Annotated in this window: 19 protein-coding genes; 13 read left to right on the top strand and 6 right to left on the bottom strand. The window is 71.5% G+C overall.

Features of this window, described 5'->3' with window-relative positions:
• The 7 genes from O7631_RS10970 to O7631_RS10940 are packed head-to-tail and all read left to right on the top strand — an operon-like array spanning nucleotide 1 to nucleotide 8,084.
• Nucleotides 1-849 carry a glycosyltransferase family 2 protein gene (locus O7631_RS10970; RefSeq protein WP_278144150.1) on the top strand — a complete coding sequence of 283 codons (849 nt, stop codon included), beginning with the start codon at nucleotides 1-3 and terminating at the stop codon, nucleotides 847-849.
• Entirely contained in the window at nucleotides 849-1,928 is a 1,080-nt protein-coding gene (locus tag O7631_RS10965) for a glycosyltransferase family 4 protein (RefSeq protein WP_278144149.1), read from the top strand. The genes O7631_RS10970 and O7631_RS10965 overlap by 1 nt, the downstream gene beginning before the upstream one ends.
• Nucleotides 1,925-3,400: an O-antigen polymerase gene (locus O7631_RS10960; RefSeq protein ID WP_278144148.1), complete on the top strand. Its 1,476-nt coding sequence runs from the start codon at nucleotides 1,925-1,927 to the stop codon at nucleotides 3,398-3,400. Before O7631_RS10965 ends, O7631_RS10960 begins: the two co-directional genes overlap by 4 nt.
• The gene (locus O7631_RS10955) at nucleotides 3,373-4,299 is read left to right on the top strand and encodes a glycosyltransferase (RefSeq protein WP_347403501.1); all 927 of its coding nucleotides are present in this window, start codon (nucleotides 3,373-3,375) and stop codon (nucleotides 4,297-4,299) included. Before O7631_RS10960 ends, O7631_RS10955 begins: the two co-directional genes overlap by 28 nt.
• Nucleotides 4,299-5,162, top strand: coding sequence for a glycosyltransferase family 2 protein (locus O7631_RS10950; RefSeq protein WP_278144146.1), 864 nt, complete (start codon nucleotides 4,299-4,301; stop codon nucleotides 5,160-5,162). Before O7631_RS10955 ends, O7631_RS10950 begins: the two co-directional genes overlap by 1 nt.
• Nucleotides 5,163-5,216: 54 nt before the next feature.
• On the top strand, nucleotides 5,217-6,434 hold the full coding sequence (locus O7631_RS10945) for an acyltransferase (protein WP_278144145.1): 1,218 nt from the start codon (nucleotides 5,217-5,219) through the stop codon (nucleotides 6,432-6,434).
• 36 nt (nucleotides 6,435-6,470) lie between these two features.
• The gene (locus tag O7631_RS10940) at nucleotides 6,471-8,084 is read left to right on the top strand and encodes a hypothetical protein (RefSeq protein ID WP_278144144.1); all 1,614 of its coding nucleotides are present in this window, start codon (nucleotides 6,471-6,473) and stop codon (nucleotides 8,082-8,084) included.
• 47 nt (nucleotides 8,085-8,131) lie between these two features.
• On the opposite strand, the gene O7631_RS10935 is transcribed toward O7631_RS10940, so the two are convergent.
• Complete coding sequence (locus tag O7631_RS10935) at nucleotides 8,132-9,370, bottom strand: hypothetical protein (protein WP_278144143.1); 1,239 nt, start codon at nucleotides 9,368-9,370, stop codon at nucleotides 8,132-8,134.
• Between the two features lie 178 nt (nucleotides 9,371-9,548).
• Here O7631_RS10935 and O7631_RS10930 point away from each other — a divergent pair, with 178 nt between their 5' ends.
• From O7631_RS10930 to hutH, 6 genes are read left to right on the top strand one after another with little or no spacing between them, the layout of a single operon-like run.
• The gene (locus O7631_RS10930) at nucleotides 9,549-10,400 is read left to right on the top strand and encodes a MurR/RpiR family transcriptional regulator (RefSeq protein ID WP_278144142.1); all 852 of its coding nucleotides are present in this window, start codon (nucleotides 9,549-9,551) and stop codon (nucleotides 10,398-10,400) included.
• A 17-nt stretch (nucleotides 10,401-10,417) separates the two neighbouring features.
• Nucleotides 10,418-12,070 carry a urocanate hydratase gene (hutU, locus tag O7631_RS10925; protein ID WP_278144141.1) on the top strand — a complete coding sequence of 551 codons (1,653 nt, stop codon included), beginning with the start codon at nucleotides 10,418-10,420 and terminating at the stop codon, nucleotides 12,068-12,070.
• 53 nt (nucleotides 12,071-12,123) lie between these two features.
• Nucleotides 12,124-13,326 (top strand): allantoate amidohydrolase, encoded by a 1,203-nt coding sequence (locus O7631_RS10920; RefSeq protein ID WP_278144140.1) that lies wholly within the window; start codon nucleotides 12,124-12,126, stop codon nucleotides 13,324-13,326.
• Nucleotides 13,317-14,684 (top strand): formimidoylglutamate deiminase, encoded by a 1,368-nt coding sequence (locus O7631_RS10915; RefSeq protein WP_278144139.1) that lies wholly within the window; start codon nucleotides 13,317-13,319, stop codon nucleotides 14,682-14,684. The genes O7631_RS10920 and O7631_RS10915 overlap by 10 nt, the downstream gene beginning before the upstream one ends.
• A 58-nt stretch (nucleotides 14,685-14,742) precedes the next feature.
• Nucleotides 14,743-15,927 (top strand): imidazolonepropionase, encoded by a 1,185-nt coding sequence (gene hutI / locus O7631_RS10910; RefSeq protein WP_278144138.1) that lies wholly within the window; start codon nucleotides 14,743-14,745, stop codon nucleotides 15,925-15,927.
• The gene (gene hutH / locus O7631_RS10905) at nucleotides 15,924-17,462 is read left to right on the top strand and encodes a histidine ammonia-lyase (protein ID WP_145785264.1); all 1,539 of its coding nucleotides are present in this window, start codon (nucleotides 15,924-15,926) and stop codon (nucleotides 17,460-17,462) included. The genes hutI and hutH overlap by 4 nt, the downstream gene beginning before the upstream one ends.
• 94 nt (nucleotides 17,463-17,556) lie before the next feature.
• Here hutH and rdgB read toward each other — a convergent pair whose 3' ends face one another.
• The 5 genes from rdgB to O7631_RS10880 form a co-directional block, all read right to left on the bottom strand.
• Nucleotides 17,557-18,174 carry an RdgB/HAM1 family non-canonical purine NTP pyrophosphatase gene (gene rdgB, locus O7631_RS10900; RefSeq protein ID WP_278144137.1) on the bottom strand — a complete coding sequence of 206 codons (618 nt, stop codon included), beginning with the start codon at nucleotides 18,172-18,174 and terminating at the stop codon, nucleotides 17,557-17,559.
• 52 nt (nucleotides 18,175-18,226) lie between these two features.
• Complete coding sequence (rph, locus tag O7631_RS10895; RefSeq protein WP_278144136.1) at nucleotides 18,227-18,958, bottom strand: ribonuclease PH; 732 nt, start codon at nucleotides 18,956-18,958, stop codon at nucleotides 18,227-18,229.
• 9 nt (nucleotides 18,959-18,967) lie between these two features.
• Nucleotides 18,968-20,137, bottom strand: a complete 1,170-nt coding sequence (locus O7631_RS10890; RefSeq protein ID WP_278144135.1) for a glycosyltransferase — start codon at nucleotides 20,135-20,137, stop codon at nucleotides 18,968-18,970.
• Nucleotides 20,134-21,279: a glycosyltransferase family 1 protein gene (locus O7631_RS10885; RefSeq protein WP_278144134.1), complete on the bottom strand. Its 1,146-nt coding sequence runs from the start codon at nucleotides 21,277-21,279 to the stop codon at nucleotides 20,134-20,136. Before O7631_RS10885 ends, O7631_RS10890 begins: the two co-directional genes overlap by 4 nt.
• A 111-nt stretch (nucleotides 21,280-21,390) precedes the next feature.
• On the bottom strand, nucleotides 21,391-22,134 hold the full coding sequence (locus tag O7631_RS10880; RefSeq protein WP_278144133.1) for an MBL fold metallo-hydrolase: 744 nt from the start codon (nucleotides 22,132-22,134) through the stop codon (nucleotides 21,391-21,393).
• Nucleotides 22,135-22,333: the final 199 nt, after the last annotated feature.

The raw sequence follows: 22,333 nt of genomic DNA, 5'->3' as shown, positions 1-22,333 counted from the left end.
ATGGATGTCTCGATTGTTGTCCTCGCCTGGGAGGACTTTGAGCGCACCCGCGCCTGTGTCCTGTCGCTGCCGGCGGAGGCAGAGATCGTTGTCGTCGACAACGGCAGCTCCCTGCACATTCAGGAGTCGTTGAGCGAGTTCTGCGCCCAGCAGGGGGTCCGGTACGTCCAGTCCGGCTCGAACCTGGGGTACGCGCGGGGCATGAACCTCGGTGTGCGGCACACCAGCCGGGCAAACGTCATCCTCTCCAACAACGACATCATCGTGCACGCCGATGCCGTGGCCCGACTGCTGACCGCCCTGGAGGACCCGGAGGTGGGCGCTGCCTTCCCGGGGGTCGTGACGCCGGAGGGCGTGTCGCAGACCGAAGGCGGACGGTTCCTGGGCCTGGGTGTCGGTTTCGCCCACGCCACCGGGCTGAGCATGGTGCTGCCGAACCTGCGGATCGTCGCGCCGCCGGAGAAGGCGGACTGGCTGACCGGGCCCTTCGTCGCCATGCGCCGCAGCACCTTCGACGCCATCGGCGGTGTCGACGAGACCTCGTTCTTCTACTCCGAGGACATGCGCCTCTGCTGGGCCGTGCGGCAGCAGGGCCTGCGACTGGCGTACGTGCCGGAGGCCGTGATCATGCACGAGGACGACGCGACCGCGAAGCGGCGTTGGTCCGAGGAGGAGATCTCGGAACGTCGCACCCGGGAGTTCATCCGGGCGAGCCGGACCATGGGCGGGCGGCGTGCCCGCATCGCCACGACGGCGTACGTGGGTGGCGTCCTGCTGCGCGCGGCGGTGGGCGGAAACCCGGTTCGTCGCGCCATCGCACGCGGTGCCGTCGAAGGGCTGCGTCCCTGATGAAGGTGTTGTTCGTCTGCACGACGGGCGGCTCCGGCAGGCGGCAGCTCGGCGGCGCGGAACGCATCCTGACGGAGATCATCCCGGCGCACGCCCGTACCGGCGTCGAGGTCATCGCCGCGACGTCCGACGACGAGGTGGGCTACGCGCTGCGTGAGGCCGGGGTGCCGTGGATCGGGCTCAGCGCGACCAGTCGCGTGGACCTCGCCTACGCGCGGGAGATCCGCCGCCTGGTCGACGAGGTGCAGCCGGACGTGGTCTGCGCCCACCTGCTGTCCGCCGCCATGCACTCGCGGGCGGCGCTGAGCATGGGGCGCCGGCGGATCCCGCTCGTCGTCACCCTGCACAACAGCCTGTGGCAGTACCGGGACACCGCCGGGTCGTTCCAGCAGAAGGCGCTCATCCAGTCCAACATCACGCTGGACCTGGCCATGCGTCGGGCCCGTCCACACGCGACGGTGGCGGTCTCCGAGTTCGAGGCCTCCGAGCTGCGCGACCGTGGCGGCGTCAAGAACATCCACCTGATCCCGAACCCGCTGCCCGTCACCTGGCCCAGCCCGAAGCCCGCGCACACACCGGAGCCGGGTCGCCGGCCGGTGGTCGGCTATCTCGGCCGACTGGAGAAGGAGAAAGGCGTCGACCTCCTGTCCGACACCGCCGGTCTCCTCCCGGAGTTGGACTTCAAGGTCGCCGGCGCCGGCACCGTGTCGATCACCCCTCAGCCGAACCTCGAACTCGTCGGCCGGGTCACGGCTGCGGACTTCCTCCAGGAGATCGACTGCCTCGTGGTGCCGTCCCGGGTCGAGTCGTTCGGGCTCAGCGCCTTGGAGGCGCTGTCCCTCGGCGTACCCGTGGTGCACACCGGGGCCGGCGGCCTCGCCGAGGTCACCCGGCACGCGACGGGGACGCTGGCCTTCCAGGCGGACCTCGCGCCCGCCGCGCTGGCCGGCGCCATTCGGCAGGCCGTCGGTCGCCGCGCGGCCGACGAGGCGCAGCGGGTGGCCGAGTGGTACGCCCAGGAGTACGCCTTCGACAGGTGTGTGGAGCGGTGGCAGAGTTTGTACAGGTCCCTCCTGTGACCCCCACGACCAGCACCGTCACACCCAACCGCTTCCCGGCACTCGTGCCGTGGGTCGTAGCGGTCGTCGCCGTCGTGGCGGTCTTCCTGTGGGACGTCGAGTTCGGTGTCGCGGCAGCATTCCTCGCGATGGCGGCCCTCCTCTTCCGCCATCACATGTGGCTCGCCATCTGCACGGCCGCCTGGGGTTTCGTCTTCCTCGCCGTCCTCACCATTCCCGGGCCGTACGACTCCCCGGCCGGCCCCGCCGCGGTGCCGGTCCTGGGCTTCTACGCCGCCTGCTTCCTCGGTGCCTGGTATCTCGGCCGTCGACTCGCTGCAGCCAGGAGTCGTTCCGAGGAGCCGACGCCGACTGCGGAGACGGTCGAGTCGACGCCGACCGCGAAGACGGTCGTCATGCCGGCCGTGACGACGCGCCCGGCTCAGGGCCGTACCGGTCTCGAATCCGAACGTGCCGAACTGCGTTGGCCCGCCGAGAGCCGACTCCGGGTCTTCGTGCTCTTCCTGCTCCTGCTCGCCGTCATCGGCGCGGCGTTGAAGTTTCGTGGTGACGTACCGCCGCTGTTCGCCGACAACCCGGACGCCGCGCGGGAGGCGGTCAGACTTCGATCCAACCTGATCACCGGGCTGTTCTCGGAGTTCTGGGGGATCGGGCTGGCGGTCTCGTTGCTCCGAGCGCTCACCGGCAAGGCGGAGGGACGGTGGGCGTACGTCGTCTTCGTCGTCATCTTCGCCTTCGGCGCGGCTCTGGGCGCGAGCAAGAACTCCGTTCTGCTGGGTATCGTGCCCCCGCTGGTAGCTGCACTCTCGGTGCGCCGTTCGGCGACCATCAGCCCGAAGAACCGGCTGCGGGTGTCGCTCGTGGTGCTCATGATCGGAGCGGTCGCGGTAGGCGCGGCAGTCTTCCTCGGCGGCCAACGGACGCTCGCCGGCACGGGGCAGTTCGAGGACCAGTTCCGGGCGCAGTACGGCGCCAGCCCGCTCTACGCCAGCGTCGGGTCGCTGGACCTGTCGCTCAGCAGCTCCGTCGAGACGTTCGGGCGGCTGTGGGAAGTGCGCGAGCAGCATCCGCCTACCTGGGGGCGGTACACCATCACCTTCACCGGCTCGGTGGGAGAGCGGCTCTTCGGGCCGGCAGACCTGTACGCCATCACCGCCGGTCTGAGCAAGCCGTTCTACATGAACACCGCGACGTTCGTCGCCATACCCCTACTGGATTACGGGCCGATCGGAGCCGTGATCTTCCTCGGTCTTCTGGGCCTCAGCGTGGGCGTCATCGACCGTCGGCTCGCGTCCGCCTGGAGCCCCGCGCATCACCTGACCCGGGCGTTCGTCATCTACTTCGCGACCTTCGGCGTCTACGAGCTCTATCCGGTGGTCCAACCGTTCTGGCTGGCCCTCGCTCCTGGCCTTGTTGCCCTGTACCTACTTAGCAAACCGATGAGGTGGATCCCGGAGTGGATGAAGCGCTGACAGTCGTCACCGTTCTCTATCGTTCGAACGACATGTTGACCCAGACGCTGCCCACCTGGGTTCGCAGCGCCGAAGGGCTCCCGGTGCGGTTCATCTTCGCGGACAACTGGCCCGAGGACGGCTGCGAGAAGGTCATCGCCGGTTGGCTGGACGACGGGCGGTACGAGTACCTTCCCGACTCGTCGAATCCCGGTTTCGCGGCAGGCTGCAACCGCGCCGTGGCCGCCGCGAAGACGAGCCACGTCCTGCTGCTCAACCCCGACGTGTGGCTGCCCGACGACGCACTCGCACGGGTGTGCGCCGCCATCGCGGAGGACCCTGGCACGCCGATCGCTGTCGGTCTGGCCATGCACGGCGGCGAGTACGTCGGCATCGACGTCAATCCGATCTCGCTCTTCATCGACCGGACATCCACCGTGACGCGGGGACCGCTGGGCCCGTCGGGTGGCGCAGCTGTCTTCCCGACCGAACTGTTCCATCAGTTCGGCGGCTTCTACGAACACCTCTTCGCCTGGGGCGAGGACGCCGATCTGGCCTACCGGCTCTACGCATCAGGCAGGCGGACCCGCGCACTCGACGTCATCCTCCCGCACGCGGGTGGGCACAGCGTCGAAGGTGACAACAAGCTCCAAGGCTTCCGAGCCTTCCTGCTGGCCCGAAACCGGCTCCTGGTCGCGGCCCGGGTATTCACCTGGCCGCTGATGCTCATCGCGATGCCGGTACTAGCCCTGGCGCACCTCGCGCTCGCCGCCCGGCGCATCCGTCAAGGCCTGCTCCGGCCGTTCCTTCGCGGCATCGCGCGAGGACTGATGGAGAGCGCGACCGCCAGGCGGCAATGGAACGGCGAGCGGTTCGGCTTCGCGTCCCTCTACAGCTACCTGACAACTCGGAGAGCATGATGCCAGCACACCAGTGGACTGTCGTAACGGTCACCTACAACTCGGCGGACACGCTCCGCCGGTGCTGGCGAGGGGCCAAGCCCTACGAGTGGATCGTCGTCGACAACGCCTCGTCCGACGACTCGGTCGTCGTGGCCGAGGAGTTGGGTGCCCGGGTCATCCGGCTACCGGAGAACGTGGGTTTCTCCAAGGCCAACAACGTCGGGGTACGCCAGGCCGCGGGTGAATACGTCGTGTTCGCCAATCCCGACCTGGAGATCGACCCGGACGGCATGAGCGTGCTCAAGCAGCACCTCGACACCCACGGCGGCCTGGTGGCTCCTCAGCTGATCGGTACCGACGGGACTCCCCAGCCCAACGGCCGGGGGTTCCCCTACGCCACCGCCAAGCTGGGCAACCGGAAGATCTGGCCCTTGTCCCGGATGCATGCAAATTACCGGGTGATGGCCCAGCCCGGCGAGACGGTCTACGTCGCCTGGGCCATGGGTGCCGCAGTCGCCGCCCGCACCGCCGACTTCCTGGCGATGGGCGGGTGGAACGAGCAGTTCTTCCTCTACTACGAGGACCACGAGCTCGGGCTGCGGGCGTGGCGACAGGGTATGCCTGTCGCCCTGACCGGCGACGTCCGGTGGACGCATCACTGGGCGCGCGCGACGAACTCGTTCCAGTGGTCTCGGGCGCACACGCTGGAACTACAGAGCGCCCGAACCTTCTTCGGCATGTTTCCCGAGTTCCTCGTCGGGCTGCCGCTGGCCTCGCGGCGCAACCGGCAGGCGGCACGCCTGATCGGCTCGTCGGTGCCAACTCAAAGGGTTCCGGGTGAGCCGGTGCCCTCGCCATCCAGCTCCACAGGAGCCAGGTAGCGCAGGCGACCTTCGTTGCTCTCCTTCCTACCAGGCCCGGTGCGGCGTGCGACGGTGTCGCGGCCGTTCGCCGAGGCCTACGACAGGCGCGCGAACAGCTTTGGCGCTCTTCGGCTTGCGTTCGCGCTCGCCGTGGTGTTGTCCCACTCGGCCGCTCTCGGCTTTGGTCGTCCGCTCATGCAGCGCGTCGATCTTGGTGCCGTGGCAGTGGCCGGCTTCTTCACCATCTCCGGTTTTCTGATCGTCCGTTCCGCTAGGCGCAGCTCGGTTCCTCGCTTCCTGTGGCACCGCGCCCTGCGGATCTGGCCCGGCCTGTGGGTATGCCTCCTCTTCACCGCCGTGGTTGTCGCGCCCGTGCTCTTCTTCGAACGGCACGGGACGGTCGCAGGCCTGTGGTGGAGTCCCAACGGGGCCTTCGACTATCTGCGACAGAACTGGTGGGGGGGCCTTCGTCAGTTCGGGATCGCCGACCTGTTGCAGGGCGACACGCCGTACTGGCGGTGGCAGGGTGGGAACACTCTCAACGGGTCATTGTGGACTCTCGCCTACGAGATCTTCTGTTACCTGCTGGTCGCCGTCTTGTCCGTTTTCACCATCCTCCGCCGTCAACTCCGCTGGATTCCACTGCTTGCGTTGCTAGCCATGTTCGGTGTTCTCTGCTGGAACCAGTTCCGTCATGGCAACGCAGAGCCGGGCATCTGGCTGACGGGGGAGATCGGACCGCTGCCGATGCTCGGCACGCTTCGAAAGGATTCTCTACTCTGGTACGGCTTCATGTTCCTCGCCGGCGGGACAGCTGAGCTGTATAGCGACCGCCTACTGATCAACGACCTCTTTGGTGTGCTTGCCGTCCTGGTCTCCGGCGGGCTCGCGGCACACGGGGTGTTCTTCGGCCCGGCGCTGCTCGCCTACGCGTACGCCGTTCTCTGGCTCGCCGTGCGGCTGCCGAAGGCGCTGCACCGGGTCGGAAACAACAACGACTACTCGTACGGGTTGTACATCTACTCCTTCGTCGTACAGCAGGTCATGGCGAAGACCGGGGTGCAGGCGCTCGGCCTGGTCGGCTTCTTCGTTGCCAGCACCCTGGTCAGTGTGGGACTCGCGATGCTCTCCTGGCATCTGGTGGAGCGGCCCGCGCTGCGCCTCAAGGATTGGGCGCCGCGCAGGCTGCGTGAGCAATCCGATGAGATGACGACACCGCAAGGTGGCCGCGCTCCTGCAACCGGCTCGGCGGACAGTGTCACCGCGTCAAGCTCTCAGAATTGTGCGTAGCGCTCGATGGTCCGTACTTCCAGGATGGGAGGCATCGTGGTCGCGCAACTCATGACCAGGAACGTGAGCGATCGTGGCCCGTTGCCGGCTCCGGTGAAGCGTCGTCGACCGACCCGTACGGACTTGGCCGTCGTCGCCGTCCTGCTCGCCGCCATCCCGGTTGTGCACGACGTCCGCACGATGCTCTCCGCGCCGTACTGGCTCGACGAGGCATGGGTGGCGTTGTCCGTACGGTTTCCGCTCGCCGAATTGCCGGTAGCAACGTCGTCGACCCCCATCGGGTGGACCTTCCTCCTCCGGCTGGTCCCGGACCCCGACTACCTGCGGGTGGTGACGCTCGCCTTCCACGGCCTCGGGCTCGTCGGCGCGTACGCCTGGGGTCGCCTGCTGGGGTGGACGACACGCCGGATGGGAACGGTGGCGGGCCTGGTCTGCGCAACCGCCGTTCTGCTCCTGCCGATCCAGCAGATTCGCCACGACCTGAAGCAGTACACGGCCGATGCCGCCGTCACGGTGGGCCTTCTCGCTCTGGTCGCCTGGACCGAGAAGCGGTGGTCGTACCGGCGGCTGGGGGTCGTCGCGGGAGCGGTGGCCGTCGGGATGCTGTTCAGCCACGTGACCGCCATCGTCGCGCCGTGTGTCTTCGGAAGTCTGCTGGTGGTGACCGCGATCCGGCGCCAGTGGTCCCGCTTCCGTGAGGTGGTGGCAGCCGCAGTCGGTGGCGCGGTTGCCGCCGCAGCCGTCTACCTGGCCATCTCCGTTCGAGGTCGTAACGAGGCGATGCAGGAGTTCTGGGCCGACAGCTTCCCGACGCTCGGTGAACTGCCCGACTATCTGTCGCAGAAGATGGAGGATCTGACCCCGTGGATGGGCGCCTCCGGGCTGGTGATCCTCGGCCTGTTCGTCGCCGGGGTGCTGACCCTCGCGAAGCAGGGGCGGCCGGTGTCCGCGACCGCGGTGGTCCTGCTGCCGATCGCGGCGGTGACGTTGGGGGTCGCGAGGGTCTATCCGCTGCTGGACCTGCGTACGTCCCACTTCCTGCTGGTCAGCACGGCGGCGGCGGGCGGCCTCGGGGTAGCCGGCCTCGCCCGACTGGTGGCCGCACTTGTCCACCGCGTGTTGCCAGCGGCGCGGCCCACCATGGTGACAGCGGCCATGACCGCCGTCCTGCTCGCGTCGTTCGCGGTCCACAACGGTCACTGGTACCGGTTCAACGGAAACAATCCCGAGACCTACTACACCGCGATCGCCGTTACTGACATTCGGTTCGCGACGCGCTACGTGGCCGAGCACCGTTCCCGGAACGACGTCGTCGTCATGAGCAACCTTGCCTGGTACGGCTTCGCGTACTACTCCGAACACGACCCGGTCGAGCTGACCACCCCCTACTCAAATGCCGTGGGTTGGTGGGTCGCCATGCCTACGCGGTCAGACGTCGTCGTCGTTCCGGGCCGCGACGCGGCGGCCGTCCGTACTGGCCTCGACGACGCGCTACGGCTGGCAGGACGGCGCGGCGGGGCCCGGATCTGGCTGATCCGCTCCCACGTCACCGACGCGGAACTCGAGGCGTGGCGATCGGTACTCGTCGACTACCACGTGGAAGAGGTCACAGCGGGCGTGGAGCCCGTCGCGCTGATCAGAGAGAAGTGACCGGCCCGGGGCTGCCAGTTCGCGGAACCGGGCCGGCTCGGCCCTGCTCAGCTGCCTCGGCGCCACAGGTCGCGTAGGGCGTCCCAGTTGTTGTCGATCCCGTCACACGGGGTCTCCAGGTAGAACGCGCCGTCGACATCGTCCCGGTCCCACCAGAGTCCACAGATCGTCCGGCCGTCGTCGCCCTTGTACGCGTACTCGATGTAGGTGCCGGGCTTGGCAGTCACGCCACCCGTCGTATGGGTCGCCTCGCGCAGCCCGGGAGCCAGTGCGCCGCCCGCCGCGTTGAGCTGCCGACGGGTGTCGCGTGCGGCGTCCTTCTGCCTCCGTCCCGGGAACTGCGCGAAGTGCAGCCACACCACGCCGTAGGGGCAGTAGACGTGCCGCTCCTCGTTGGTCGACAGTTTCGGTGCGCCCGGATCGTTGTAGACCACACAGCCGCCGATCCGTGGCAGCCAGGGCTCGGCCAACGGTGCGAGCAGGCCATCGAAGAGGGGCCGGTTGATCGACGCCTGCATCGCCTCGTACGGTGCGAGGGTGGCCTCGGTCGAGGGCGGGGCGGTCCCCTCGGCACCGCTGCGACCGACGAAGAAGCCTGCGGTTCCAGCGAGAAGCGCCAGGGCCAGCGCACCGGAGATCAGGATCCAGTTCGGCCGCTTCGGCTTTGGCGCCACCGGTGCGATCCGCCGGCCCTCGGTGGTGGGGAACGGGTCGAATACCGGAGCGGCGTTGCCGGCGTACGCCGGTGACTGCGGGGCGGCCGAGACCGGCCGGGTTGGCGGCGCGGAATACGGCTGCGCGCCGGAGACCGGCTGCGGAGACGCGGAGACGGGCTGCCCGGAGACCGGTGCCGCGTGCATCGCCCAGGGAAGCTGCGGCGGGTGCTCTACCAGCTCGGGCGTACCGGAGACCGGCGTCGGTGGCCCACTGACCTGCTGCGGCACGCCGGACACCGGCGGCGCGGAGGCGGGCGGCGCCGAGGCTGGTGGCGCGGAGACCGGCAGGTCGGGCACCGGCTGGTAGTCCAGGCCGAGGCTCTGGAAGAGCCGCTGCGGGGCGTGCCCCTCGTTGGCCCGGTAGGCCACCCAGGGGTGGGCTGCCGACAGGTCGGCATCCGCGTAGGGGTGACCGCCGGCGGCCTGGGCCAACGCGTTGGCCGCCGCACCGAACGCCGCGCGCCACCGTTCGTCGGCCGCGGCGGCGCCGTCCAACACGGCCACTGTGGCGAACTGGCCTTCCTTGTCGACCGCGGCCCAGGCCTTGCCAACCTGGCACGCACCCAACATATGCGTATACCTGTATGGGCTCTCCGCCTGCATCCCACTCCTCCGCTCAACCGCCGAGCGGATCCTACAGAGCCCACGCCATCCCAGCGGCCCGCCGGTCGGCCGTGCGACAGCTCAGGAGAACAGGGGGTTGCGCCAACCCTTGCCGACTGAAAGTTTTGATGCATAGAGTCGCGGAGTGAATGAAGGAGCGACGGCGGCATCGGTGGATCAGGTGCTCGACCTGTTCGACGGGGTGCGGCTCACACCCACCCAGCGCCGCATCGCGCACTGCCTCGTGCAGCACGCACCCGCCGTGGCGTACCTGTCCGCCGCCGAGGTCGCCGACCTCGCCGGTGTGAGTCAGCCGTCGGTCACCCGGTTCGCCGTCGCACTCGGGCACGACGGGTACCCGGCGCTGCGCCGCCGGCTGCGCGACCTCACCGCCGGCACGACGGGCGGGTCGGCGGACGCCGGCAACGAACTCCAGCAGGCGGTACGCGCGGAGATGGGCAACCTGGACCGGCTGGCCGGTCAGCTCGCCGACCGGGACCGGATCGCCGAGACCGGGCGGCTGCTCGCCGAGAGCCGTCCGCTGCCGGTGCTCGGTCTACGCGCCGCCGCGCCGCTGGCCGCGTACTTCGCCTACTTCGCCGCCAAGGTGCACCCGGACGTACGGGTGCTCGACGACGGCGGCAGTCTGCTCACCGATCGGCTGGAGCAGTCGGCCGAGGCCGGAGCGTCCGCCCTGCTCGCCTTCGTCCTCCCCCGCTATCCCCGGGAGACCCTGGACGCGCTGCGTGACGCGCGCGCCGCCGGGCTGACGGTGGTGGCGATCACCGACTCACCGGTCAGCCCGGCCACCGAGCACGCCCACGTGGTGCTGCCCGCCGCGGTCGGCGCGCAGCTCGTGTTCGACCTGCACACCGCACCGATGACCCTGGCCATGGTGCTGTTGCAGGCGATCTGCGACGCCGCGCCGGCCGACACCCAGCGCCGACTGGAGGCGTTCGAAGCCTCGGCGGCCCGCCGACAGTTGTTCCTCGGATGACCGGAGGAGAGCCAGAGATGACCAAGCCCATCCGTGCCGCACGGGGCAGCCAGCTCACCACCCGCGGGTGGCAGCAGGAGGCCGCCCTGCGGATGTTGATGAACAACCTCGATCCCGAGGTGGCGGAACGCCCCGACGACCTGGTGGTCTACGGCGGCACCGGGAAGGCGGCACGGGACTGGCCGTCGTACCACGCGTTGGTCCGCACGCTCACCGACCTGCGCGAGGACGAGACGATGCTGGTGCAGTCGGGCCGCCCGGTCGGGGTGATGCGCACCCACGAGTGGGCGCCCCGGGTGCTGCTGGCCAACTCCAACCTGGTCGGCGACTGGGCGACCTGGCCGGAGTTCCGCCGCCTGGAGCAGCTCGGCCTGACCATGTACGGGCAGATGACCGCCGGCTCGTGGATCTACATCGGCACGCAGGGCATCCTCCAGGGCACCTACGAGACGTTCGCCGCGGTCGCCGCGAAGAGGTTCGGGGGCACCCTCGCCGGCACGCTGACGTTGACCGCCGGCTGCGGCGGCATGGGCGGCGCGCAGCCCCTCGCGGTCACCATGAACGACGGCGTCTGCCTGATCGTCGACGTGGACCGCACCCGGCTCGACCGCCGGGTGCACGACCGCTACCTGGACGAGGTCGCCGACTCCCTGGACGACGCGGTCGACCGGGTCCTCGCGGCCAAGCGGGACCGTCGGGCCCTGAGCGTCGGCGTCGTCGGTAACGCCGCCGAGGTCTTCCCGGAGCTGCTCCGTCGGGGCGTCGAGATCGACATCGTGACCGACCAGACCAGCGCGCACGACCCGCTGGCGTACCTGCCGGTGGGGGTCGAGCTGGCCGACGCCCGGGACTACGCCGCGGCGAAGCCGGCCGAGTTCACCGACCGGGCCCGTGCGTCGATGGCGACGCACGTCGAGGCGATGGTCGGCTTCCTCGACGCCGGCGCCGAGGTGTTCGACTACGGCAACTCGATCCGGGGCGAGGCGCAGCTGGGCGGCTACCAGCGGGCCTTCGACTTCCCCGGCTTCGTGCCGGCGTACATCCGGCCGTTGTTCTGTGAGGGCAGGGGCCCGTTCCGGTGGGCGGCGCTCTCCGGCGACCCGGCCGACATCGCGGCCACCGACCGGGCCATCCTGGAGCTGTTCCCGGAGAACGAGTCGCTGGCCCGTTGGATCAAGCTGGCCGGTGAGCGGGTCGCCTTCCAGGGCCTGCCGGCCCGGATCTGCTGGCTCGGCCAGGGCGAACGGGACCGGGCGGGCGTGCGGTTCAACGACATGGTCGCCTCCGGTGAACTCTCCGCGCCGGTGGTGATCGGCCGGGACCACCTGGACACCGGCAGCGTCGCCAGCCCGTACCGGGAGACCGAGGGCATGGCCGACGGCTCCGACGCGATCGCCGACTGGCCGCTGCTCAACGCACTGGTCAACACCGCCAGCGGCGCGTCCTGGGTGTCCATCCACCACGGCGGTGGCGTCGGCATCGGCCGGTCGATCCACGCCGGGCAGGTCTGCGTGGCCGACGGCACCGCCCTGGCCGGTCAGAAGATCGAACGGGTGCTCACCAACGACCCGGCCATGGGCGTGATCCGGCACGTCGACGCCGGCTACGACAGCGCCCGCGAGGTCGCCGACCGAACCGGAGTCCGCATCCCGATGGCGGAGATGCCGTGAGCGCGAGCAGTGCAGCGCAGCGGAGCCCCGCAGTCGCGAACAACGGAGGTGCCGTGACCGGCGACCTCGCCGCCCGTTTCCGGGCCCTGTGGGACGAGATCGCGCCGATCGGGCGGGACGCCGACAGCGGCGGCTACCTGCGGTACGCGCTGACCGCGCCGGAACTGGAACTGCGGACCTGGTTCCGCGCTCAGGCCGAGCGTCGCGGCATGCCGGTCACCGAGGACGGCAACGGCAACCTCTTCGCCCACTGGGGTGACCCGGAGGGCGAGGACGCCGTGCTGACCGGCAGCCACTTCGACTCGGTGCCGCACGGCGGGGCGTACGACGGGCCACTCGGCATCGTCAGCGCCTTCCTCGCCGTGGACGAGCTGCGCGCCGCCGGGGTAACCCCGGACCGGCCGCTGGTGCTGGGCGCGTTCGTCGAGGAGGAGGGGGCGCGCTTCGGCGTACCCTGCCTGGGGTCGCGGCTGCTCACCGGGGCGCTGCCGCCCGACCGCGCGGCGGGCCTGCGCGACGCGGCCGGGGTGACCTTCGCCGAGGCGCTCGGCGACCGGCCGGCGGGCGCCCGCCCGGAGGTGCTGGGCCGGTTCAGCGCCTTCGTCGAGTTGCACGTCGAGCAGGGCCGCGCGCTCGTCGACACCGACGCCCCGGTCGCGGTGGCCAGCGCGATCTGGCCGCACGGCCGGTGGCGCTTCGACGTGGTCGGGGAGGGCAACCACGCGGGTACCACGCTGATGGCCGACCGCCGCGACCCGATGCTGACCTACGCGTTCACGGTGCTGGCCGCCAACAAGGAGGCCCGGCTGCGCGGTGCGCACGCCACTGTGGGGCGCGTCGCCGTCGAACCCAACGCCACGAACGCGATCCCGTCGAAGGTGACCGGTTGGCTGGACGCCCGGGCCGCCGACCAGGAGACGCTGGAGGGCCTGGTGGACGCGGTACGCGGCAAGCTCGCCGAACGGGCCCGCCGCGACGGTACGGCGGTGACTGTCACCGAGGAGTCGGCCACCGCGCTGGTCGCCTTCGACGGTGGGCTGGCCAAGCGCCTCGCCACGCTGCTGGACGCGCCGGTGTTGCCCACCGGCGCGGGGCACGACGCCGGGGTGCTCGCCGGGCACCTGCCCACCGCGATGCTCTTCGTACGCAACCCGACCGGGGTGTCGCACTCCCCCGCCGAGTCCGCGACCGACGACGACTGCGCCGCCGGGGTACGAGCGCTGGCCCGGGTGCTGGAGGAGCTGACATGTCGGTGACCACCACCCGCTGGCTGGCGGAGTACGCCTGGCTGCCCGAGCACGCCGAACCCACGCCCGACGTGCTGATCGAGGTCGACGAGGGCCGGATCACCGCGGTGACGCCGCTGCTGGGAGCACACGGACCGGACGCCGGCGTCGACGTGTACGCGGACGCCGTACCACTGCCCGGGCTGACCCTGCCCGGCCTGGCCAACGCGCACTCGCACGCCTTCCACCGGGCGCTGCGCGGGCGTACCCACGGCGGTCGGGGTGACTTCTGGACCTGGCGGGACCAGATGTACGGCGTCGCGGACCGCCTGGACCCGGACACGTACCTGGCCCTGGCCCGCGCGGTGTACGCGGAGATGGCGCTCGCCGGGGTCACGTGCGTGGGCGAGTTCCACTACCTGCACCACCGACCCGATGGCGGCGCGTACGACGACCCGAACGAGATGGGCGCGGCGCTGGTCGAGGCGGCCGCGCACGCCGGGATCCGGCTCACACTGCTGGACACCTGCTACCTGACGTCCACGGTGGACGGTCAGGCCCTCGCCGGCCCGCAGCGGCGCTTCGGCGACGGGGACGCCTCCCGCTGGGCGCAGCGGGCGGGGGCGTTCCAGCCGACGGACGCCCACGTCCGGGTCGGCGCTGCCGTGCACTCGGTGCGGGCGGTCCCTGCCGACCAGCTCTCCACGGTCGCCGAGTGGGCCGGCGAGCGGCAGGCACCGCTGCACGTGCACCTCTCCGAGCAGCCCGCCGAGAACGACGAGTGCCGGGCCGTGCACGGGCGCTCGCCCACCGCGCTGCTCGCCGAGTACGGCGTGCTCGGGCCGAACACCACAGCCGTGCACACCACCCACCCGACCAGCGCCGACCTGACCCTGCTCGGCGACAGTCGGACGGGGGTCTGCCTCTGCCCGACCACCGAGCGGGACCTCGCCGACGGCATCGGCCCGGCCCGGCTGATGGCCGAAGCGGGGATCCGGCTGAGCCTCGGCAGCGACAGTCACGCCGTGATCGACCTGTTCGAGGAGGCCCGGGCGGTGGAGTTGGACGAGCGACTGCGTACCCGTCGACGCGGCCACTTCACACCGGTGGACCTGTTGACGGCGGCCAGTTCCGCCGGGCACGCCGCGCTGGGCTGGGCCGACGCCGGAAGGATCGCCGTCGGCGCGCGCGCCGACCTGGTCACGGTACGGCTGGACAGCGCGCGTACCGCCGGGGTGCCGCCGGTGGGCACGTTCTTCGCCGCCACCGCCGCCGACGTCGAGCAGGTCGTGGTGGACGGTCGACTGGTGGTGGCCGAGGGCCGGCACCTGAGCGTCGACGTGCCGGCCGAGTTGTCGGCGGCCATCGAGGCGGTGACTCCCCGGTGAGCGCGAGGAGTGAGCCGGGTTTGCGAGCCCCGCTGTCGCGAACGAAAGAAGGCTCTGCATGAGCAGTCTGCTCGTCGACAACATCGGTGAGTTGGTCACCAACGGTGCCGGCGAGGGTCCGCTGGGCATCCGCCGCAACGCGGCCGTGCTGGTCGAAGAGGGCCGGGTGGTCTGGGTCGGGCCGTCCGCGTACGCGCCGGCCGCCGACCGGCGGCTCGACGCCGGTGGGGCGGCGGTGCTGCCCGGCTTCGTGGACAGCCACGCCCACCTGGTCTTCGCCGGGGACCGTGCCGCCGAGTTCGCCGCCCGGATGGCCGGTCAGCCCTACACCGGCGGCGGCATCCGGACCACCGTCGGCGCCACCCGGGCCGCCACCGACAACGAGCTACGGGCCACCGTGCGCCGGCTGCGCGGGGAGGCGCTGCGCCAGGGCACCACGACCATGGAGATCAAGAGTGGGTACGGGCTGACCGTCGCCGACGAGGCCCGCTCGCTGCGGATCGCCGCCGAGAGCAGCACCGAGACCACCTTCCTCGGCGCGCACGTGGTGCCGGCCGAGTACGCCGACCGCCCCGACGACTACGTGAGCCTGGTCTGCGGGCCGATGCTCGCCGCCGCCACGCCGTACGCGAAGTGGGTCGACGTGTTCTGCGAGCGGGGCGCCTTCGACGTCGACCACGCCCGCGCCATCCTGGCCTGCGGCCAGGCCGCCGGGCTGGGCGTCCGTATCCACGCCAACCAGCTCGGCCCCGGAGCGGGGGTGCGGCTCGGTGTGGAGCTGGACGCGGCCAGCGTCGACCACTGCACCCACCTCAGCGACGCCGACGTGGACGCGTTGGCCGGCACGGCCCGCAGCGACGGGTCGGGAACCCGGACGGTGGCGACCCTGCTGCCGGGAGCGGAGTTCTCCACCCGATCGCCGTACCCGGATGCCCGCCGGCTGCTCGACGCGGGGGTGACAGTGGCGCTCGCCACCGACTGCAACCCCGGCTCGTCGTACACCTCCTCGATGCCGTTCTGTGTGGCGCTGGCGGTCCGTGAGATGCGGATGACCCCGGCGGAGGCGGTGTGGGCCGCGACCGCCGGGGGCGCGCGGGCGCTGCGCCGCGACGACATCGGCGTCCTCACCCCCGGCGCGCGGGCCGACCTCGTCGTCCTGGACGCGCCGTCGTACCTCCACCTGGCCTACCGGCCCGGTGTCCCCTTGATCCGCCAGGTAATGCGCAACGGAGTAACGCCATGACGACAGTGACCATCCAGCCCACCGGAATCTCCGCCGACGACGTTCTCGCGGTGGCCCGCGGCACCGCCACTGTCGTCCTCGACCCGGCCACCATCGACGCGATGGCGACCAGTCGGGCCATCGTGGACGGCATCGAGTCGTCCGGCCGTCCCGTGTACGGGGTGTCCACCGGGTTCGGGGCGCTGGCCAACACCTTCATCGCGCCGGAGCGGCGGGCCGAGCTGCAACACGCGCTGATCCGTTCGCACGCCGCCGGGGTGGGCGCTCCGATGCCGCGCGAGGTGGTCCGGGCGATGATGCTGCTGCGGGTCCGGTCCCTCGCCCTGGGCCGCTCCGGAGTTCGGCCGCTGGTCGCCGAGGCCCTGGTCGACCTGCTCAACAACGACATCACCCCGTGGGTGCCGGAGCACGGCTCGCTGGGCGCCTCCGGTGACCTGGCGCCGCTGGCGCACTGCGCGCTGGCGCTGCTCGGTGAGGGTTGGGTTCTCGGGCCGGCCGGCGAGCGGCAGGACGCGGCCGACGCGCTGACCGCCGCCGGGCTCAAGCCGATCGAGTTGGCCGCCAAGGAAGGGCTGGCGCTGATCAACGGCACCGACGGCATGCTCGGCATGCTGCTGCTGGCGATCGACGACGCGGCGCATTTGTTCGCCATGGCCGACGTGACGGCCGCACTGGCCATCGAGGCGATGCTCGGCTCCGAGCGGCCGTTCCTGCCCGAGCTGCACGCGATCCGGCCGCACCCCGGTCAGGCCGCCTCGGCGGCGAACATCCACCGGCTGTTGCAGGACTCCCGGGTGATGGACTCGCACCGCGACGACCTGGCGCACGCCGTGCAGGACGCGTACTCGATGCGCTGCGCCCCGCAGGTGGCCGGCGCGGCCCGCGACACCCTGGACTTCGTCCGCACCGTCGCGGCGCGGGAGCTGGTGTCGGTGGTGGACAACCCGGTGGTGCTGCCGGACGGTCGGGTCGAGTCGACGGGCAACTTCCACGGCGCTCCGCTCGGCTTCGCCGCGGACTTCCTCGCCATCGCCGCCGCCGAGGTGGGCGCGATCGCCGAGCGGCGGGTGGACCGGCTGCTCGACGTCACCCGTTCCCGGGAACTGCCGGCGTTCCTCTCCCCCGACGCCGGGGTCAACTCCGGGCTGATGATCGCCCAGTACACGGCGGCGGGGATCGTCGCCGAGAACCGTCGCCTGGCCGCCCCCGCCTCGGTGGACTCCCTGCCCACCAGCGGCATGCAGGAGGACCACGTGTCGATGGGCTGGGCGGCGGCGAAGAAGCTGCGCACGGTCCTGGACAACCTGACCAGCCTGCTCGCGGTGGAACTGCTGGCCGGCGTACGCGGTCTGCAACTGCGCGCGCCGCTGGAGCCGTCGCCGGCCGGCCGTGCCGCCGTCACCGCGCTCGGTCCGGCGGCCGGCGAGCCCGGCCCGGACGTGTTCCTCGCCCCGGTGATGGAGGCGGCCCGCGCGGTCGTCGCCGGAGGTGAGTTGCGCGCCGCCATCGAGCGGGAGGTCGGCCCGCTGGGCTGACCCCGAGCGGGGTCGCTGTCGCCCGCCACGGGTCAGGTGGCGGGCGGCAGGACCTCGCGCCCGTCAGCTGGCGGGCGGCAGCACCTCGCGCCCGTCAGGTGGCGGGCGGCAGGACCTTTGCCACCAGCTTCGCCAGCTCGCGCAGCGCCTTGCCGCGGTGGCTGATCGCGTCCTTCTCCGCCGGGGTCAGCTCGGCGTTGGTCCGGTCCTGCCCGTCGCCCAGGAAGATCGGGTCGTAGCCGAACCCGCCGTCGCCGCGCGGAGCGCGCAGCACCTGCCCGGACTGCCGGCCGTCGACCAGGTGCTCCTTGCCACCGGGCAGCACCAGCGCCACGGTGCAGACGAACGAGGCCGCCCGCTGCTCGTCCGGCACGTCGGCGATCTGGTCCAGCACCAACTGGAGGTTGGCCTGGTCGTCGCCGTGCTTGCCGGACCAGCGGGCGCTGAACACCCCGGGCATCCCGTTGAGCGCGTCCACAGCGATCCCGGAGTCGTCGGCGATGGTGGGCAGACCCGTCTGCCGGCACCCCTCCCGCGCCTTGATCAGGGCGTTCTCACCGAAGGTGAGGCCGGTCTCCGGCAGCTCCGCGTACTGCTCGACGTCGTCCAGGCCGAGCAGGGCGATCCGGTGCGCGCCGAGCGCGCCGTCCAGGATCCGCTGCAGCTCGACGAGCTTCTTGCGGTTGCGGGTGGCGAGCAGGACCTTGTTCATGCTGAATCACCTTTGTTCGCGACTGCGGGGCTCGCAAGCTCACTCCTCGCGCTCACGGGGAGGTGAGTGCCTTCCGCTGGGCTTCGGCCAGTTCGGTGCAACCCGCGACGGCCAGGTCGAGCAGACTGTCGAGCTGGTCCCGGGCGAACACGCCCGCCTCACCGGTGCCCTGCACCTCGACGAAGTCGCCCGCGCCGGTGCACACCACGTTCATGTCGACCTCGGCGGCGACGTCCTCCTCGTAGCAGAGGTCCAGACGGGCCTCACCGGCGATGATCCCGACGCTGACCGCGGCCACCGACCGGTGCATCACCTTCTCCGGCTTGCCGGCCAACGACTTGCGGGCGGCAAGCCAGCCCACGGCGTCGTGCAGGGCGACGTACGCGCCGGTGATCGCGGCGGTGCGGGTGCCACCGTCGGCCTGGAGCACGTCGCAGTCGAGCACGATCGAGTTCTCGCCGAGCGCCTTGAGGTCGATGCTGGCCCGCAGGCTACGGCCGATCAGCCGGGAGATCTCGTGGGTGCGTCCACCGACGCGGCCCTTGACGCTCTCCCGGTCGGAACGGGTGTTGGTGGCCCGGGGCAGCATCGCGTACTCGGCGGTCACCCAGCCGAGCCCGGAGCCCTTGCGCCAGCGGGGCACCCCCTCGGTGACGCTCGCCGTGCAGAGCACCCGGGTGCCGCCGAACTCGACGAGCACCGAGCCCTCCGGATGGGTGCTCCAGCCTCGGGTCAGAGTCACCGGTCGGAGTTGAGAGGGCCCTCGCCCGTCAGGTCGCGCCATGTCTGCACCCTATGCGGTGCGGGGATCCACCTCGCTCGGGGTGCCCACGAGCGCGTCCGCGTCGTGCACGCGGAGGAACCCGGCGACGGCGGCCGGCCACCCGAACTCCTCGGCCCGCGCCCGGGCGGCGAGTCGCCGCTGCGCCTCCGGCCGGTCCGCCAGGCGGGTCACCGCCGCCGCCATCGACTCCCCCGAGCCGTACGCGGCGAGGCCGGCGGCTCCGATCACCTCGGGCAGGGCGCTGGCCGCGTTGACGACGACCGGGGTGCCGCAGGCCAACGCCTCCAGCCCGGCGAGACCGAACGTCTCCACCGGGCCGGGTGCGAGCACGACGTCGGCGCTCGCGAGCAACGCGGCCACGGTGGCGCGGTCCGGCAGGAAGCCGGTGAACGTGACCGGCAGCCCTTCCGCCCGGCGGGCGAGCGCGCCGCGCAGCGGGCCGTCGCCGGCCATCACCAGCACCGCCGGTACGCCGGCCCGACGCAGCTCGGCGAGGGCCTGCACGGCCAACTCGGGCCGCTTCTCCGGGGACAGCCGTGCGCAGTGCACCAGCAGCAGCTCGCCCGGGTCCGCGTACCGTGCGCGCAACAGCTGGTCGGCCCGATCCGGGGAGAAGGTGTCCAGGTCCACCCCGAGCGGCACCAGCTCGACGTTGCCGGCACCGATCCGGTCGAACTCCTCGGCGGCCCACCGGGTCGTGCAGACGATCCGGTCGTACGCCTGGCTGGTCGCCCGGTTGAGCCGGTCGGCGATCGGCCTGCGCAATGTGTGGGGCACCCCCCACTCGCCGAGCAACCCGGTCAGCGACTCGTGCGAGACCATCACCGACGGCACCCCGTGCGCCCGCGCCCACCTGCCCGTCCAGCGCAGCGACGACCGGTCGGAGACCTCCAACCGGTCCGGGGCGAGGTCGGCGAGGAGCCGGGCCAGCCGACGCCGGCCGGCGAGCAACCGGTAACCACCGGTGCCCGGCATCTCCGGGCCGGGCACCGTGATCACCCGCCCCCACGGGTACGACTCGTCGGCGGCACGTCTGCCGGGGATCACCAGCACCGGATCGTGTCCCGCCGCCCGGTAGCCCTCGCCAAGGTGTCGCAGTGCGGTACGCAGACCGCCCGAGCGTGCGGTCACGAAGTTGGCGAGCCGCACGATCCGCAGACCGCCAGCAGCCCCGGTCACGAGGCGGCCGGCAGGCCGACGGTGGCGGCCACGGCGCGTACCGCGTGGTAGTGCCCGATCAGCTCGTCGCCGACGGCCGACCAGCTACGGCGACTGACCGCGACGCGGGCGGCCAGCCCGTGGGCCCGCCGCCGGTCGGCGTCGCCGGCCAGGTCGGCCACCGCCGCGGCGAGCGCGTCGCCGTCGTTCGGCGGCACCAGCGACCCGGTCACGCCCGGGTCGACCAGGTCGACCGGGCCACCGCTGGCCGGGGCCACCACCGGCACCCCGGAGGCCAGCGCCTCCTGGATGGTCTGGCCGAAGGTCTCGTGCGGTCCGGTGTGCACGAACAGGTCCAGGCTGGCGTAGAGCCGGGCCAGGTCCTCACCGTGCTGCACACCCAGGAAGGTCACCCCGGGCAGTTCCCGGGCCAACTGCCGGCGGGCCGGGCCGTCACCGGCCACCACCACCCGCACACCGGGCAGACGCGACGTCGCCGCCAGCAGCTCCACCCGCTTCTCCGGGGCGAGCCGGCCGACGTAGCCGACCAGCAGCTCGCCGTCGGGTGCCAGCCGCTGCCGTAGCGCCGCACACCGTTTGGCCGGGTCGAAACGCGCGGCGTCCACGCCACGACGCCACAGCCAGATCCGCTGTACGCCGTTGGCGATCAGGTCGGCCGCGGCGCGGGTGGACGGGGCGAGGGTGCGCTGCGCCGAGTTGTGGATCTCCCGGATCCGCCGCCAGGCCGCCGCCTCTCCCCAGCTCACCCGGTACGCCCGCGCGTACGCGGCCACGTCGGTCTGGTAGACCGCCACCATCGGCAGCCCGTGTCGGCTGGCCAGGGTGGCCGCCCGTGCGCCGAGGACGAACGGACTGGCCAGGTGGACCACGTCCGGCTCGGCCGACAGCAACGCCCCGGTCAGCCGGGTGGTGGTCGGCACACCCAACCGGAAACCCTGGTAGCGGGGCAGCGGAACGCTGGGGATGCGCACCACCGGGTACGGCAGCCGATCGATGTCCCGTCGACTGGCGCCGGGCGGCGCGGGTGCGATGACGACCGGCTCGTGGCCCCGGTCGAGCAGGTGCTCCGCCGTGCGCACCACTGAGTGCGCTACGCCGTTCACGTCCGGTGGGAACGACTCGGTCACGATGGCGATCCGCATGCCCACACCGTGCGGGTGCCACGGGTGCGGCAGACGACAGTTCGCTGACCGGCCGGCGAACAGTACGGCACAACACCGCTGCCCGGCCCACCCCAACCGGGACGGGGTGGGTCAGACGTCGTAACTGGCGCCGGGACGGACCACGTCGATCGGTCCGGTGTACGCGGAGGCCGCCGACTCCAACGTGTGCGCCTCGCTGCCCCAGGCCGCGACCAGGTGGGTGAGCAGCAGCCGACCCACCACGGCCTTGGTCGCCGTTTCGCCGGCCTCCCGGCCGGTCAGGTGCAGGTCCGGTGGGTTGTCCACCCCGTCGAGGTAGCTGGCCTCGCAGAGGAAGACGTCGGCGTTCTGGGCCAGCCGCAGCAACGCGTCGCAGGGCGCGGTGTCCGACGAGTAACACAACGAGCGGCCGTCGTGCTCCAGCCGCACCCCGTACGTCTCGACCGGGTGGTTGACCCGGTCGACGGTCACGGTGAACGGGCCGATCGGGAAGGTCCCGGGCTCGAGTGCGTAGAACTGGTACACGTCTTCGACGGTGCCGTCGTCGCCGTACGCGGCGCTGAGGCGGTCCGGTGCACCGGACGGCGCGTACACGGGCAGCGCCGGGTAGGGGCCCTCCGGGGCGTACCGGCGGACGACCACGTAGGTCACGGCGTCGAGGATGTGGTCGCAGTGCAGGTGGGTCAGCACTATCGCGTCCGGAGCGTGCAGGCCCGCGTACCGCTGGAGGCTGGACATCGACCCTGAACCGAAGTCGACCAGGAGCCGGAAGCCGTCGGCCTCGACGAGGTACGCCGAACAGGGCGCCTCGGGGCCGGGGAAGCTACCGGCGCAGCCAAGGACGGTCAGTCGCATCGAGTGGTCTCGCTGTCACTGTCAGTAGCATTCATGTCGGCCGTCGCTCCAGCCATGATCTCTACCGACGCGTGCGTCACGCTGCGCAGCCTACGCCCGGGCACCCGGCAGCAAGAATGATCCAACGGAACTTGTCACGAACGTGACACCTGCTCACGGAGCGGCGGGCAACGCACGGGCCGCCGACACACGTCGACGG

The organism is Micromonospora sp. WMMD967 (assembly GCF_029626165.1).
Taxonomy (GTDB): Bacteria; Actinomycetota; Actinomycetes; order Mycobacteriales; family Micromonosporaceae; genus Micromonospora; species Micromonospora taraxaci.
Note: the sequence above shows the minus strand (reverse complement) of the source record. Positions and strands in the feature narration are given on the sequence as shown.

What these genes read in the sequence shown, in the direction of transcription:
- hutU (WP_278144141.1), top strand. Translation starts at nt 10,418, where the DNA reads ATGACCAAGCCCATCCGTGCCGCACGGGGCAGCCAGCTCACCACCCGC.
- hutI (WP_278144138.1), top strand. Translation starts at nt 14,743, where the DNA reads ATGAGCAGTCTGCTCGTCGACAACATCGGTGAGTTGGTCACCAACGGT.
- O7631_RS10970 (WP_278144150.1), top strand. Translation starts at nt 1, where the DNA reads ATGGATGTCTCGATTGTTGTCCTCGCCTGGGAGGACTTTGAGCGCACC.
- O7631_RS10935 (WP_278144143.1), bottom strand. Translation starts at nt 9,370, where the DNA reads ATGTTGGGTGCGTGCCAGGTTGGCAAGGCCTGGGCCGCGGTCGACAAG.
- O7631_RS10885 (WP_278144134.1), bottom strand. Translation starts at nt 21,279, where the DNA reads ATGCGGATCGCCATCGTGACCGAGTCGTTCCCACCGGACGTGAACGGC.
- rph (WP_278144136.1), bottom strand. Translation starts at nt 18,958, where the DNA reads ATGGCGCGACCTGACGGGCGAGGGCCCTCTCAACTCCGACCGGTGACT.
- O7631_RS10880 (WP_278144133.1), bottom strand. Translation starts at nt 22,134, where the DNA reads ATGCGACTGACCGTCCTTGGCTGCGCCGGTAGCTTCCCCGGCCCCGAG.
- O7631_RS10965 (WP_278144149.1), top strand. Translation starts at nt 849, where the DNA reads ATGAAGGTGTTGTTCGTCTGCACGACGGGCGGCTCCGGCAGGCGGCAG.
- O7631_RS10915 (WP_278144139.1), top strand. Translation starts at nt 13,317, where the DNA reads ATGTCGGTGACCACCACCCGCTGGCTGGCGGAGTACGCCTGGCTGCCC.
- rdgB (WP_278144137.1), bottom strand. Translation starts at nt 18,174, where the DNA reads ATGAACAAGGTCCTGCTCGCCACCCGCAACCGCAAGAAGCTCGTCGAG.
- hutH (WP_145785264.1), top strand. Translation starts at nt 15,924, where the DNA reads ATGACGACAGTGACCATCCAGCCCACCGGAATCTCCGCCGACGACGTT.
- O7631_RS10950 (WP_278144146.1), top strand. Translation starts at nt 4,299, where the DNA reads ATGCCAGCACACCAGTGGACTGTCGTAACGGTCACCTACAACTCGGCG.